We start from the raw sequence: 14766 nt of genomic DNA, 5'->3' as shown, positions 1-14766 counted from the left end.
GTTGATTCGATTTGAAAGTATGACAAGGCAGCTGAGCGAAGAGGTATATTTGATACCTCAAGCGAGGTTAACGCCGCAATACTATTATAGTAGCCTGACCATACTAATTATCATGAAGCTGCCATTAACCATACTATTGCTAACTCTATTGCGAATACTGTTTTATGAAAAACCCGACTTCTAAATTAATAAATAACTGGCTGCAGCCTTCATTAAAGACGTGGCGTATTGCGAACAACTCTAATGTTTGGGCACACTGCGCGAGCGTGGGATTTTTTGGTTTTTTATCAATTTTTCCATTAATGGCGGTGTTTGTGCTGCTTTATGGTCTCGCGTTTTCACCAGCTGAGATGCAAGAGCAAATCTCGATTTTGCATCCGTTTATACCTGATACGGTGTATGAAGTCCTCAATTCACGCCTAAGCGCATTGGTCTCTAATACCACATCCGCACTCACGTTCAGTCTTGTCTTATCGACCTTACTCGCCCTATATGCTGGCTCTAAAGGTGTTAAATCTTTAATTATTCTTATCAATCTTGCCTTTCATATCACTCAAGAGCGTAACTTCATACAAGGTAATATTTTAGCAGTCAGCTTAACCTTTGGGCGGTAGTAATCTTGATTATAGCGGTCTCTTCTATTGCTATTATTCCTGTAGGGGCAGCCTATTTCCCCTTCCCGCAAATAGCTAAAACGATTGCGCTTTGGAGCAGGTGGCCTATATTGGCTGGTATCATATTTTTGAGCTTTTTAAGCCTCTATCGCCTAGCCCCAAACCGTGACGCCGTCGCGCTAAAAAAACTGGTGCCAGGAGCAGCTCTGGCGACCATTCTTTGGATTGTATTGTCTGTGCTATTTCGATTTATGTGCAAAACTTTAATAACTATAGCGCTGAGTTTGGCGCGCTTTCAGCTGCCGTGGTCATTATGCTCTGGCTTTATTATTCAGCATTTATCGTTGCCTTTGGTGCGATTTTTAATTCTGAAGCCTTAGAAAGCGCCAAACCTTATGCTGTACGAATGTACTAATAACATACCCTTTATCCTCAATTTTGCTGCTTTAGGAATCTCACTGTCATGACTGAATCTACCAACGAATCAGACGACTCGCGCAAGTTAAACGACTCAGAGCAATCTACTGACTCAGTCAATAACCATAACGATCAAGCAACTGATGCTGAAAATGAGCAAGCAGTGCCTACTTATAAGCGCCATGCAGAAAAAGCGGATAAATCTGCCATGATAAAAAAGGCACTTCTGGCGCTATTGGTTCTGATTGTATTAGGTGTTATTGCCTATGGTCTATATAAAAGCAATCAGCATAGCGAGCCTGAAGTCGTGACTTTGCAAGGGCAGATGCAGATGCAGCAAACCTCCATCGCGGCAAAAGTGCCGGGACGTATTGCCAAAATTCTGGTCACAGAAGGTGATGCGGTGACGGTCGGGCAACAGCTGATTGAAATGGACTCGCCTGAGATTAACGCAAAGATCAATCAAGCGCTGGCTGGCAAGCAAATGGCACAAAGTCAGTTAGATAAAGCCGAAAATGGCGCCCGTCCACAAGAGATCGCTCAAGCAAAAGCGGCATGGCAAGCCAACAAAGCTGCTTCTGATTTGGCAGAGAACACTTACCAGCGTGTCAACCGCCTGTATGAAGAAGGCCTTATGGCACGGCAAAAACGCGATGAGGCGTATGCGCAATATCTGGCTACTCAAGATCAAACTGAAGCGGCACGCTTACAATACGACTTGGCTAAAGAAGGCGCACGCAGTGAAGATAAATCAGCGGCGACAGCACAAGTAGCACAAGTCGATGCCCAACTAAGAAGCACTGGTGGCAAAAGAAGAAGCCAACTTAAAAAGTCCTATTGCAGGCATTGTGGACAATGTCATTGTCAGCGCGGGTGAAGTCATCGGACAAGGCGTGCCTATCTTGACGTTGGTCAATACCGATGAGCAGTGGGTCGTACTTAATGTCACCGAATCCTACTTAAACCAGTTTGCGATTGGTCAGCAATTTACTGGTACGATTCCTGCGCTGTCATCAGCAAATAAGCCTTATACCAAACAGTTCACCGTTTATGCTACGTCAACATTGTCTGACTTTGCCACTTGGCGCCCGACCAATAATGATGACGGCTTTGATGTACGTACCTTTGAAGTAAAGGCACGTCCGACGACTCCCGATGCACGTATTCGCTCAGGTATGAGCGTTATTGTACGCGTCAATCCAGCACTTACTAATGCAAGCCAAGAGTAAGCCATGCATCTGATGAAGTTAAGTAAGGCTTTTTTACGTAGTGCTGCCTATGAGCGACGGTTTTTGACCAAAAATCCGTGGGACTTTAGTATGGTGGTCTGGATACCACTGGCAACCGTCCTACTGATTTGGTGGATATTTTCACAAACACAGATTACGGATTTGCCCATTGGGGTGATAGACCAAGACAATAGCCCGATTGCCAATACCGCAGTACGCTATTTGGAAGCCAGCCCTACTCTAACGGTTAAACAGCTTTATTACTCAGAGGCTGAGGCAAAAGCGGCTATTTTGCAGCGTGATATTTACGCTATTGTCATTATCCCTGAAGATTTTTCTCGGCATATTTTATCTGGTAAGCCTGCACCTTTGATTTTGCAAGTGAATGCACAATACGGTACACATTCGGGAATTATCCAAACCAGCGTTCAAGCTGTCGCTGGGACATTATCGGCAGGCGTTGAGATACAGCGTTTAGTCAAACAAGGCATGGCACCGTCGCAAGCTGCAATAGCTTACTCACCGATTGGTATACAGCGTATCAGCTTGTTTAACGCGGCCACTGATTATCAGCAGTTTTTGGCTTCAACCGTCATCCCTGCACTGCTGCACATTTAGCGATGGTGATTGGTGCAACGACAATTGGTCGCGAACTGCGTGATAAACGACTTGGTCACTGGTATCGCTTTATCAGTACAGGTCATCCTGATTTGACGCGAACCACACAAAACGAGTCAACATCGGGACAAATATCAAATACCGTAGACAGTAACCAATACTTGAGCAAAGACGATCAAATCTCAGTCTCTAACCATGCGAATGAAAATATGATGGAGAGTGCAAACGTTTTAGTATTATTGTTTGGTCTGTTAGGCAAATACTTTTGGCCGACATTGGCCTTTAGCATTTGGGCGATGTTGGCTCTATGGCTTGCCACGCCGCAAGAATCCGTTGCCATGAGCTCAGTGCTTGCAACTTATGCTGGTTTGATATTATTAATAATGCTATCGTTTTGGCTGGGTGCTATCTTTACCTTAGGCTCATTTTCATTACGCATGGGCTTGTCTGCTACTGGTTTTATTTCAGCACCTTCTTATGCCTTTGCTGGTGTGACCTTTCCTTATATTGCTATCAGTGACAGTGCTCGGCATTGGTCAGATGCACTACCACTCACTCACTATCTAAAACTGCACATTGCACAATTACAGATGCAAGCGCCTGTTGCTGTGTCATTACCGATCGTCTATGGTCTGGCTATTGCCACGACGATTGCGATGAGCTTGACTACTTTATTACCAAACGCGCGCTGGCGCATCCTGAACGTTGGGGGGCGCGCTAATGTCATTACCACCAAAAGACCATTTATCTTCGACAACGTCAGATTCAATCAAGCAGTCTTCACACCAAGTTTCTTAGGTAGTTTTTAAGACCATTAAAGACATCTTTTCTGATAAAGGTGTGTATCTTACTGATTGCCCCTATTATTTATGGCTTCTTTTATCCTTGGCCGTATTCGACAGAAGTGGTCAACCATGTACCTGTTGGTATCATTGATAACGACAATAGCAATCTATCACGAACCATCGTTCGCTATGCGAGTGCCAGTCCGCAGTTAGACACTCAGCTTTTTCTCAACGAGCAGCAGGCTAAAGAGGCCATATGGTCAGATGAAATCGCTGGGTACATGGTCATTCCAAGTGGGCTTGAGCAGCAAGTACTATCGGGAAAAGCAGCGAGCGTCAGCGTATTGGGCAATGGCGGCTACTTTCTGTTAAATAAAAACGTACAGATGGGGTTTTTAAAAGCAGTCAGTACGGTATCAGCAGGGATTGAAGTCAAAAAAATGTGGCGCAAGGTGCTTATTCAGCAACAGCGGCTGCTAATACTCAAGCGGTGCCATTAGTAATTATCCCTTTATACAATCAAACAGAAGGTTATGGCGCTTACGTGGTGCCAGCGGTCTCTATTCTAATTTTGCAACAAACCTTATTAATCGCCACAGCGATGCTGATTGGTACGTGGTATGAGCAGCGGCGACATGCGACGAGTATCCGTGGTTGGCTTGGGCGAATTGCTGCGCTCAGCATGTTTAGCTTCATTATTGGCTGCTTTTATTATGGCTGGACATTTGAGCTACACCACTATCCGCGTGGGCAAAACATGCTTGGCAGTTTACTGTTCCTTCTGTTATTTTGTCCAACCGTGGCGACACTTGGTTGCGTGCTTGGACTCTGGTTTCGCCAGCGCGAACGTAGTATGCAAATCCTAATTTTTAGCTCACTACCGATGTTTTTTGTCAGTGGTTATCCGTGGCCAGCAGATCAGCTGCCCACAGTTTTACAAATCATACGTTGGTTCGTACCCACGACACCGGGTATCAATACCTCCGTCCAGCTTAATCAAATGGGGGCTAGTATTTCCCAAGTTTCTACTGGATTTTATGCACTAGCCGCCTTATGGGTATTTTACTTTGCGCTACTTATGTGGGTGGTGCTGGAATAAAGCACTTAAAACAGTGTCCTAAAGCAAAAGACGATTGCATGTCATTAGCGCCTACCATCAATAAAAGCCAAATCAATAATCCTGAATCAAAAAAAAAGCGCCTGCTAACATAGCAGACGCTTTTTTTTATAACGTTTTAAGATTCTATCACTTAAAAACACGATTAAGACCATTTAGTGCCGCCACACGATAGGCTTCTGCCATCGTTGGATAGTTAAAAGTAGTATTCACAAAGTACTCAAGTGTATTATTACTCTTACACTTCATCACGGCTTGTCCAATATGGATAATCTCTGATGCATGGTTACCGTAGCAATGGATGCCTAAAATCTCCAACGTATCACGATGGAACAAAATCTTTAGTACGCCTGAGCGTTCACCAATGATTTGTGCACGTGCCAAATGCTTGAAGAATGCTTGACCCACTTCGTATGGGACTTTTTCGTCGGTTAGCTCTTGCTCAGTTTTACCGATACAAGAAATTTCAGGAATCGTATAGATACCAGTTGGCACGCTTGACACTGGTTCCGCATCGCTATCACCAACCATAAAGGCCGCCGCACAGCGTCCTTGGTCATAAGCGGCAGAAGCCAAAGATGGCCAGCCAATCACATCGCCTGCCGCATAGATATTTTCGATTTCAGTACAATAGGTATCATCAACTTTTAATTGACCACGGCTGTTTGCTTTTAGACCAATCGCTTCTAAGTTTAAACCTTCCGTATTACCTGAGCGACCATTTGACCAAAGAATGGCATCAGATTTGATGCGCTTACCACTCTTTAGATGCAAGACAACATAATCGTCATGCGTTTCAAGATGATCAATCTCTTCATTACTACGAATCAATACGCCAAATTGTCTAAAGTCATGCGCGATAGCATCGCTAATCTCGCTATCGAGATAACTGAGCAATTGATTTTGGTTATTAATCAAATCAACCTTATAACCAAGACCCGTAAAGATAGAGGCATATTCACAACCAATCACGCCCGCACCATAGATGATAATTTTTTTGACCACATAATCCATTTGCAAAATTTTATCAGAATCAAAAACGCGCGGATGGTTAAAGTCTAAAATTTCAGGGCGATAAGGACGACTACCAACCGTTACGATGGCTTTATTAAAGGTAATGGTTTCAAAGACATTGTCATCGGTTTCAACACGCAAAGTATGAGCATCAATAAAACTTGCCCAACCTTGAATTACTTCAATGCGATTGCGTTCATAGAATCGGGTGTGCGTACTAACCTGATTGCGAATGACTTTTCGAGCATTGGCAAGCACTCTATTTAGAGGAACTTGCTTGTACTCCATCGCCTTGGTAAACATAGGATCACGGCGAAAGTTAATGAGGTTAAATACCGATTGGCGCAGTGCTTTACTTGGAATTGTACCCACATGGGTAGAGTTACCACCTACCTGATCACGTGGATCAATAACCACCATTTTTTGCCAGATTTAGTCAGTTTCATAGCTGCCGCTTCGCCAGCAGGACCTGCTCCTAAAACGACCGCATCATACTCATACTCGTGGTTATCGCCTTTTAAGCGACGTGAATCTTTCGTATAACCAGACTTGATATCGATTCGCGTATCATCAAGCGGATTAATAAGATCAGGATGGTGCATGACATCATCAGTGACCTGCTCATGGGTTTGTTCATATTTTGTTTTTTATTTTTGCCTTCAGTATGCTCAGGATTCGGCACGCGACCACTTCTTTATTCGATACTTCGGTATGAATGTCCTTACCAATATCATTGGTCGCGTCGCTTGGTTTTTTAGTTCCCATCGTGTCCTCTTTACATTTACTTATTTATTTGATTTTTAGACTGTGTATGAATCAATAATTGCTTGAGTCAAAACCACACGACTAAGGCGTGCCCACCATACGTTGTGACACAATATTTTGCAGTGTCCAATGCCCAGTCGCGCTTTTCTGTCCCTCATCAATCTGTGGACGCGCACTAATCACATATTCTGTGCCAAGGCTTGGTTTAAAGTCATCAATCCAATCATAAGGTACCTGAAACACGCTGCCATCTTTGCTTGATTTGGCCAGTAAACACTGCATCGGTAATGCCGAGGCGCAGGCCACACGATTGGGCATGATTGTTAGCGTTTGCGCTTCACCCAATACAATGGTTGGGATATAACGTGGCTCAGGCACTGGCTCACGTGAAAAAGGTGACGTTTGGCAAGCACTCAGTAAACTGACCGCACTCAGCAAGCTGGCCAATAATAAAGGGGTCTTGCTAGACTTATAAGATGAACTCATAATATTCTCTATGTGATAATCAGATGGTATTAAATGATGGTTATTAATAATAGTGATGCTTTAAATAATGGTTCTTTTTTGAGCAATCGTTATTGCTAAATCGTTAATTGCTTCAAGCAATTCATTGATAGCTTATATTTTATTAGCCGATACGACGTTTGAGACCCGTCATCTGCAGGATGCGCGTAGCGATTTCTTCAACGGACATCTCAGAGACATCAAGACTTGGAATACCATGCGTGATATAAATCCCTTGTATCGCCCGCTGCTCCTGCTGACATTGCTGATAGCTCGAATAACGACTGCCCGCACGGCGCTCTTGACGGATTTTCACCAAGCGATCGGTATCGATCAATAGACCGAACAGCTTGTCTTTGTGCTCGCGCAATGCTTTTGGTAATTGATTATCGTACAAGTCATCTTCGGTCAAAGGATAATTTGCTGCTCGAATACCGAACTGTAAGGCTAAGTATAAAGAAGTCGGTGTTTTGCCTGAACGCGATACGCCCACCAAAATAATATCGGCCGCATCGTAATGACGCGTACGCGCACCATCATCATTGTCTAAAGCGAAATGCACCGCATCGATACGTTCTTTATAAGTCTCAGAATCCACATCGTCGTGTGCATGACCCGAATGTCCGTCAGGCTCCACACCCGTTTCTTCAGCGACGCGACCTATCAAACCCTCATACATATCCAAGTTACAGCTTTGGGCAGAATTGATCTTTTCACGAATATCAGGGTTAACAATCGTATCAAAGACTAATGGCAACAGACCATCTCGTTGATACGCCATGTTGATTTGCTCAACGGCGTCTTCTGCACGCTCTAAGCTATCGACATATGGCAACACTCGTGTTTCAAAAGGTACTGAAGCAAACTGACTCAAGATAGCGCGGCCAAGCGTCTCCGCCGTAATTGCTGTGCCATCTGAGATAAAAAACGCGGTTCGAACGGCTTGAGAGCTGTCTAAGTTTAATGCGTTGCGATTTTGAATAGTGGGATTCAGTTGTTCAGCTGGATTACTTGAGTACATAACGTTGGCACCTCGATTGAAAACACAATGGTAATTTTCATTTGGCTTTTATTTTTGATCGGCTTTAGACTTGATTTTCAGACGTAATTTTCGTTTTGTATAAGCGCTAATATTACACATTTATATCAGGATAAACCGCTACTATTTATGCTCTACATTATACGCATAATAGACGACCTAATAGAAATCAATGTTACAGGCGTACACTTAGAAAGCCACAGTGCCCTTAATCTTATCATGCCGATTAATAACCATTATTGTGCTGACTGGTTATTCATACTAGCGCAGCATTACCTGCTATATATAAAGGCAAATACTATAAGAACATCCTAATACTCTCTCTTATTTATTTTAAATCCTCTATTTATCAGCCGATTTATAGATATATCTTGATAATTAGAGTGGTCTTGACTCGCATTTTTACATCATCTCAAAAATAGAAAAATGAATAATCTTCTACTAATTATGTAGCAAAGCCCACAATTTGTATTTTTGACAAAAATATTGGTTCAACCCCTCGAAATTCTCCAAATATAGCGGTATAATTCACCGTTTAATCTTTACTAAATAACCTTATTTTCTGGAGTTATCATGGCAGCGCAATCTACAGCACTTGTAATCAATCTTGATCAGCTAGGAAAAGACGACATTGAAATGGTCGGCGGCAAGAACGCCTCATTAGGTGAAATGATCAGCCATTTGTCTGATTTGGGTGTTAGTGTTCCAGGCGGCTTTGCCACCACGTCAAATGCATTTAACCGCTTTTTGAATGAAACTGGCCTGCTTGACAAAATCAACAACGAACTAAAACGCTAGATGTTGACGATGTCAAAAAACTTGCAGAAACGGGTAAAAAGATTCGTACTTGGATTATTGAGCAAGAGCTGCCAAGTGATCTTGAGCAAGAAGTACGTCAATCGTTTGAAACGATGAGCGGCGGCGAAGACATCGCGGTTGCTGTACGTTCTTCTGCGACTGCCGAAGATTTGCCAGATGCATCATTTGCGGGTCAGCAAGAGACTTTCTTGAACATTCGCGGTATTGATAACGTTCTGATTGCGATTAAAGAAGTTTGCATCTCTTTATAACGACCGTGCCATCTCTTACCGTGTACACAAAGGTTTTGAGCATGAAGGCGTTGCCTTATCGGCTGCTGTACAGCGTATGGTTCGCTCAGAAACTGGCGCGGCGGGTGTGATGTTCACGCTAGATACCGAAAGCGGTTTTGATCAAGTGGTCTTTATCACCTCAAGCTATGGCCTAGGTGAAATGGTTGTACAGGGCGCGGTTAACCCAGATGAATTCTATATTTCTAAGCAATTACTAGCCAATGGCAAACCATCGGTGATTCGCCGTAACCTAGGCAGCAAGCATAAGAAAATGGTTTATGGTGATGAAGGTAGCACCACTAAATCAGTAAAAACTGTCGATGTTGAAAAGCAAGATCGTATGCAGTTCTCATTATCAACTGAAGAGCTAACTTCTCTTGCTAAACAAGCCGTGACGATCGAAAAGCATTACGGCCAAGCGATGGATATCGAGTGGGCAAAAGACGGCGATACCAACGAAATCTTCATCGTTCAGGCGCGTCCAGAAACCGTTAAGAGCCGCCAAGACAGCAATGTTATGGAACGTTTAATCATCGACACGACTAATGCTAAAGTATTGTGTGAAGGTCGTTCAATCGGTCATCGCGTATCGGTTCAAGGTAAAGTCCGTATCGTTAGCAACTAAATGAGATGGATAAACAAGAAGGTGATTGTACTGGTATCAGACATGAGACGATCCGGATTGGGAACCTGTCATGAAGCGTGCTTCTGCTATCATTACTAACCGTGGTGTCGTACTTGTCACGCATCGATTATCGCTCGTGAGCTAGGTGTTCCAGCCATCGTTGGTTGTGGTAATGCCACTGAGCTATTGGTTGATGGTCAAGACGTCACTGCTTCTTGTGCCGAAGGTGATACGGCTTCATTTATGAAAGCCAAATTGATTTTGAAGTACAGACCAACTCTGTTGAGTCTATGCCAGAGCTTGCCTTCAAAGTAATGATGAACGTTGGTAATCCAGATCGTGCCTTCTCATTCACGCAAATGCCAAACGAAGGTATTGGTCTTGCGCGTTTAGAATTCATCATCAACCGTATGATTGGTGTGCATCCAAAAGCACTACTGAACATGAACAGCTTACCACGCGAAATCGCCCAAGCCATCCAAGAGCGTATCGCTGGTTATGCCTCACCGGTTGATTTCTATGTTGATAAGTTGGTCGAAGGTATCTCAACGCTAGCCGTTGCCTTTATGGATCAGCCAGTTATCGTTCGTATGTCAGATTTTAAATCAAACGAATATGCTAACTTGCTTGGTGGTAAATTATAGAGCCATCAGAAGAAAACCCAATGCTTGGTTTCCGCGGTGCCAGTCGTTATGTGTCTGACAACTTCCGTGACTGCTTTGAGCTTGAGTGTAAAGCACTAAAACGCGTACGTGATGAGATGGCTTGACCAACGTCGAGATTATGATTCCATTCGTACCGTTGGCGAAGCCAAAAAGTCATCGAATTACTTGAGAAAAACGGTCTAAAACGTGGCGAAAACGGTTTACGCGTTCATGATGTGTGAGCTACCAACCAACGCCCTATTGGCAGATGAATTCCTAGAGCATTTCGATGGTTTCTCAATCGGCTCTAACGATTTGACTCAGTTGACCCTTGGTCTTGACCGTGACTCAGGTATCGTCTCACATCTATTTGATGAGCGTGATCCTGCGGTTAAGAAACTATTGACCATGGCGATTGATGCGTGCCGTAAAGCAAACTATGTCGGCATCTGTGGTCAGGGTCCATCAGACCATCCAGATCTCGCGTTCTGGCCTGGAGCAAGGTATCAGCTCAGTGTCATTGAACCCTGATTTCTGTACTAGATACTTGGTTCTTCTTAGCTGGTGAAGAAGCGAAGTAAGCCGTAACGTTCAGTCACAGCAATAATTCACACAGTCATTAAAGAAACAATGATTAGGGTCTATTTGAAAAATATTAAATAGACCCTAATATATGTATCATATATAGTGACTTAAGATATGACTAACTATGCAGGCAATTATGCAGATTTTCCTTGCTCGAAATAACGTACAAGCTGGTCCCTACAATTTGGAGCAGCTAAATATCATGTTGGCATCTGGTGAAGTACTGCTGGATGATTTGATGGCATGAAGGCTTAGACCAATGGCAGCGTGTCGGTAACTTGACCAATAATCAAACGGTTTATCGACCTACCAACCTTGGCAAGCCTCAGGTTAATGACTCTATTATCAATAATGTAACTGTTTTTCCTGAAGATAACGCTAGCAATAGCTCGGATAGCAAATCAGTTTCATTAGATAGATTGTATGGCAAGCCTGAACGTCCGAAAGACACGGATAAAAATGTGAAAGCTGACATGACCACCAATCGTCAGCAAACACCGCACAATAATGTGTCACTAAACAAGGCTAATAGCAATCAGGCTGCGTCTAGCAAAGACAAAGTCGTCGGCAATGTGGTACTTGCACCGATTATGTCGCGAGTATTAGCAACAGCCATCAATGGATTACTCTATCTACTGGCTATTTTTCCGCTAGTGATGGCATTGACAAAAATGGATGTGGATTATACCAAATTCCAAAATATCCAAGACATGGATGCGGCTTATCAGTATTCAATGACACTGATGGAGAGTCTTCCTAGTAGCACATTGATGATGTCGCAAGTGATGGTATTTGGCTTATTTGCGCTACAACTGGTATTTATCACACTGCGTGGTCAGTCACTCGGTAAGCTGATTACGGGTATTCGCGTGGTGGATCAACCACTCATCTGCTGCCCTCTTTACCAAGCTTATTGGTGTGCGTACTTGTTATTGTTTATTTTTAAAACTTATTGTTCTCGTTTACCAGCTTCTTAGGGTTCGTGATTATTGCTATTCATTATACATGCATCGAAAAGCCCTGAAAATATCGGTTGGCATGACAAGTTGGCCAAAACCTTAGTGGTAAAAGCAGATAGCAGTCAGTTGAAAGAACCAAAAATAAAATAGCTTGTTTATTAACAATCCATCTTATTATTTTGATAAAAAAGCAGCGCGATATCGCTGCTTTTTATGAACCGAGCATTTTTAATTATTGTTATAATTTATTAACGGTGGCTCAGTGATTAACCTTTGTGTTAGTTGCCGAGTACTGTTATAATACGGCGCTTTATAAACTAAGCTTATTTCTTATTTTTTTATAATAATAGCTAGAAATCGGGCTTACCTTATAAATCTCCTTGCTATTAACATAGGGTTAATAGCTACTAATCCGTAAGGAGTCATAATGCGACATTACGAACTGGTGTTACTTGTACACCCAGACCAAAGCGACCAAGTGGTCGGCATGGTTGAGAGCTACATCAAGTTAGTTCAAGACAAAACGTGTTTATTCATCGTTTAGAAGATTGGGGCCCCGTCAATTGGCATATCCAATCAACAAGATTCACAAAGCTCATTACGTTCTTTCAACATTGAAACTGACGGTGAACTTTAGCTGAACTTGAAGAATTATTCCGTTATAACGACGCGATCATTCGTAGTCTAGTTATGCGCCGTGACGACGCTGTCACTGAAGAGTCGCAGTTAGCCAAGAATGCCGATGAAAAACGCGCACGCAAAGCAACTACTCGTCGTCCAGACAGTCGTGAAAACGATAATGACGACAACGACAACAGTGAAGACTAATTAAAGGAGAATACTCATGGCACGTTTCTATCGCCGTCGCAAATTCTGCCGTTTCACTGCTGAAGGCATCACTCATCGATTATAAAGATGTTGAATTGCTAAAACAGTACATCAGTGATAATGGTAAAATCGTACCAAGCCGCATTACCGGTACATCTACTAATATCAGCGTCAACTAGCTACTGCTATCAAGCAAGCTCGTTATTTATCGCTACTTCCATACACTGATAACCATCAGGGTTAACCGTTAATTTTAACTAGGAATGACTCATGCAATTATTTTGTTACAGCGTATCGTCAACCTTGGTAAACTCGGTGAAACTGTCGATGTGAAACCAGGTTACGGACGAACTTCTTATCCCTTTGGGTAAAGCACTACCTGCTACTGCAGCTAACATTGAAAAGTTCGAAGCACGTCGTGCCGAGCTTGAAGCTGAAGAAGCCAAAGAAGTAGCTGTTGCTCAAGAACGTGCTGATGCGCTAACTGACGTTAATGTCATCATGCGTGCTAAATCAGGCGACGAAGGCAAGCTATTCGGCTCTATCGGTACTCGCGATATTGCTGAAGCATTGACTAACTCAGGTCTAGAAGTAGACCGTGCTGAAATCAAGCTTCTGAAGGCACTTTACGTCAAGTTGGCGAATACAATGTTGATATTCAGCTACATCATGACGTTACCGCTACTATTCTAGTTACCATTCTTTCTGAAGATGGCGACAACGAAGAGTCAGCAACAGAAGTTGAAGACGAGAACGAAGATATTCAGAAGAGTAATTTTTGATATCTAGATCTAGTCTAAAAAAGCCAGTAACGTCATGTTGCTGGCTTTTTTGCGTTTTGCTATCGCGTTTAATTTAAGATTTTATCAGGTATCTTGAACAGTGATATATCTAGCAACTATTGTAATAATAGCTTGGAAAGCCTATACTTAACAATAAGATACTACCTATAAAGTCATCTTTATTATTGTCACCTGACTTGATATGCTCGTTGTATTTGATTGATAGATTTTATTTAGATAACGATAGGCTGCAATGACATGATAAATACTGACGACAAATTACGATGTACCCAAGGCAATCACTTTTATAGCGAAGGTGAAATTTATAAGGTGGGTAGAATCGTTAATAATAAATACTTTCAAATCCTAACCGATAATGATGCAGACCACTGGTATGCAACACTGGATGATAGAGGCATTTATGTGAGCTTTGATTCAAACCTAGGATTAGCAGAAAACGAGAGAGCCTACTTTGAAAAATCGATGAGCTACAAGCTGAAAGCTAGCAGCCTCCTAAATTATTCAAAAGCACTCAAAAGCATTCAAAATTTAAAACGGTCAACATAATGGCCGTTTTTTAATTAAATATCAATACGATTACAGGATAGATATGCGACAGAGCGCGGCCACTCAGCGGCTGTTTTCGGCACTCTTGGTCAGCAGCTATTATCTTGGCTGCATTTATCCAGCCTGTATGACCGATGACTAATACTGGGCTATCTTCTTGTTCAGCTGAAATCTTAACCAACCAACCTTCAACACGCTCAAATAGCTGCTGCAAGCTCTCTCCATGACTGGGGGCAAAATGTGCAAAATTATGACACCACTCATCAATCTCTTGCTTGGTGATTTGCGCCCACCGACAATCCCATTCGCCAAAATGAATCTCAGCCAATTCAGGTGCGACTCGACACTCAAAACCACGTTGCGCTAATATTTGCCCGACTTTTAGTGAACGTTGTAAGGGGCTGACCCAAATTGTTTTTGGCAATTGATGCAAACGCACAAAGCGCTCGATTTTATTGGCAAGACGTTTCAACTTACGTTTATCGACGCCGACATCCGTTTGTCCAATACAAATTCCTTCAGTATTCATCGGTTTGGGATGACGCCAAATATGAAAAATCATTTGCTGTTACTATCCTATTTT

At 42.7% G+C, this 14766-nt stretch carries 14 protein-coding genes and 6 pseudogenes; 15 read left to right on the top strand and 5 right to left on the bottom strand.

Annotated features, from left to right (window positions below; genetic code table 11):
• Positions 1–164 precede the first annotated feature (164 nt).
• From G7Y90_RS19050 to G7Y90_RS17930, 7 genes and pseudogenes are all read left to right on the top strand, one after another.
• Positions 165–1029: pseudogene (locus G7Y90_RS19050) on the top strand (YihY/virulence factor BrkB family protein).
• A 48-nt stretch (positions 1030–1077) separates the two neighbouring features.
• Positions 1078–1908 carry an HlyD family secretion protein gene (locus tag G7Y90_RS09875; RefSeq protein WP_250162296.1) on the top strand — a complete coding sequence of 277 codons (831 nt, stop codon included), beginning with the start codon at positions 1078–1080 and terminating at the stop codon, positions 1906–1908.
• A complete protein-coding gene (locus tag G7Y90_RS09870) occupies positions 1880–2260 on the top strand; it encodes an HlyD family secretion protein (RefSeq protein ID WP_250162295.1) in 381 nt (126 codons plus the stop codon). The genes G7Y90_RS09875 and G7Y90_RS09870 overlap by 29 nt, the downstream gene beginning before the upstream one ends.
• Before the next feature lie 12 nt (positions 2261–2272).
• Positions 2273–2878 (top strand): ABC transporter permease, encoded by a 606-nt coding sequence (locus G7Y90_RS09865; protein ID WP_250162294.1) that lies wholly within the window; start codon positions 2273–2275, stop codon positions 2876–2878.
• A gap of 2 nt (positions 2879–2880) precedes the next feature.
• On the top strand, positions 2881–3687 hold the full coding sequence (locus tag G7Y90_RS09860) for a hypothetical protein (RefSeq protein ID WP_250162293.1): 807 nt from the start codon (positions 2881–2883) through the stop codon (positions 3685–3687).
• 29 nt (positions 3688–3716) lie between these two features.
• A complete protein-coding gene (locus G7Y90_RS17935; protein WP_284143720.1) occupies positions 3717–4163 on the top strand; it encodes an ABC transporter permease in 447 nt (148 codons plus the stop codon).
• A complete protein-coding gene (locus tag G7Y90_RS17930) occupies positions 4106–4762 on the top strand; it encodes an ABC transporter permease (RefSeq protein WP_284143719.1) in 657 nt (218 codons plus the stop codon). Before G7Y90_RS17935 ends, G7Y90_RS17930 begins: the two co-directional genes overlap by 58 nt.
• A gap of 147 nt (positions 4763–4909) precedes the next feature.
• Here G7Y90_RS17930 and sthA read toward each other — a convergent pair.
• From sthA to ppsR, 4 genes and pseudogenes are all read right to left on the bottom strand, one after another.
• Positions 4910–6396, bottom strand: a pseudogene (gene sthA / locus G7Y90_RS09850) (Si-specific NAD(P)(+) transhydrogenase).
• 31 nt (positions 6397–6427) lie between these two features.
• Entirely contained in the window at positions 6428–6559 is a 132-nt protein-coding gene (locus tag G7Y90_RS17925; RefSeq protein ID WP_284143718.1) for a hypothetical protein, read from the bottom strand.
• A gap of 81 nt (positions 6560–6640) precedes the next feature.
• A complete protein-coding gene (locus G7Y90_RS09845; protein WP_045446913.1) occupies positions 6641–7045 on the bottom strand; it encodes a DUF4377 domain-containing protein in 405 nt (134 codons plus the stop codon).
• 142 nt (positions 7046–7187) lie between these two features.
• Positions 7188–8084: a posphoenolpyruvate synthetase regulatory kinase/phosphorylase PpsR gene (gene ppsR, locus G7Y90_RS09840; RefSeq protein ID WP_045446910.1), complete on the bottom strand. Its 897-nt coding sequence runs from the start codon at positions 8082–8084 to the stop codon at positions 7188–7190.
• 591 nt (positions 8085–8675) lie between these two features.
• Here ppsR and ppsA point away from each other — a divergent pair.
• From ppsA to G7Y90_RS09790, 8 genes and pseudogenes are all read left to right on the top strand, one after another.
• A pseudogene (gene ppsA, locus G7Y90_RS17920) lies at positions 8676–11043 on the top strand (phosphoenolpyruvate synthase).
• A 140-nt stretch (positions 11044–11183) separates the two neighbouring features.
• Positions 11184–12024 (top strand): annotated as a pseudogene (locus G7Y90_RS09810) (RDD family protein).
• 409 nt (positions 12025–12433) lie between these two features.
• Positions 12434–12834 (top strand): annotated as a pseudogene (gene rpsF / locus G7Y90_RS09805) (30S ribosomal protein S6).
• 16 nt (positions 12835–12850) lie between these two features.
• A pseudogene (rpsR, locus tag G7Y90_RS09800) lies at positions 12851–13078 on the top strand (30S ribosomal protein S18).
• A 19-nt stretch (positions 13079–13097) separates the two neighbouring features.
• On the top strand, positions 13098–13205 hold the full coding sequence (locus G7Y90_RS19045) for a hypothetical protein (RefSeq protein WP_502937347.1): 108 nt from the start codon (positions 13098–13100) through the stop codon (positions 13203–13205).
• Positions 13198–13527 carry a 50S ribosomal protein L9 gene (gene rplI / locus G7Y90_RS19040; protein WP_502937428.1) on the top strand — a complete coding sequence of 110 codons (330 nt, stop codon included), beginning with the start codon at positions 13198–13200 and terminating at the stop codon, positions 13525–13527. The genes G7Y90_RS19045 and rplI overlap by 8 nt, the downstream gene beginning before the upstream one ends.
• Positions 13491–13616: a hypothetical protein gene (locus G7Y90_RS19035; protein WP_502937429.1), complete on the top strand. Its 126-nt coding sequence runs from the start codon at positions 13491–13493 to the stop codon at positions 13614–13616. Before rplI ends, G7Y90_RS19035 begins: the two co-directional genes overlap by 37 nt.
• Positions 13617–13874: 258 nt before the next feature.
• Positions 13875–14183, top strand: a complete 309-nt coding sequence (locus G7Y90_RS09790; protein ID WP_250162290.1) for a hypothetical protein — start codon at positions 13875–13877, stop codon at positions 14181–14183.
• 10 nt (positions 14184–14193) lie between these two features.
• Here the strand turns inward: G7Y90_RS09790 and G7Y90_RS09785 are convergent, their stop codons facing one another.
• Positions 14194–14745 (bottom strand): histidine phosphatase family protein, encoded by a 552-nt coding sequence (locus tag G7Y90_RS09785; RefSeq protein ID WP_250162289.1) that lies wholly within the window; start codon positions 14743–14745, stop codon positions 14194–14196.
• Between the last annotated feature and the right edge of the window lie 21 nt (positions 14746–14766).

Origin of the sequence: Psychrobacter sp. WY6, assembly GCF_018448495.1 — a bacterium.
Lineage (GTDB): Bacteria > Pseudomonadota > Gammaproteobacteria > Pseudomonadales > Moraxellaceae > Psychrobacter.
The sequence above is the reverse complement of the archived record's forward strand: the minus strand, read 5'-3'. Positions and strand labels throughout refer to the sequence as shown.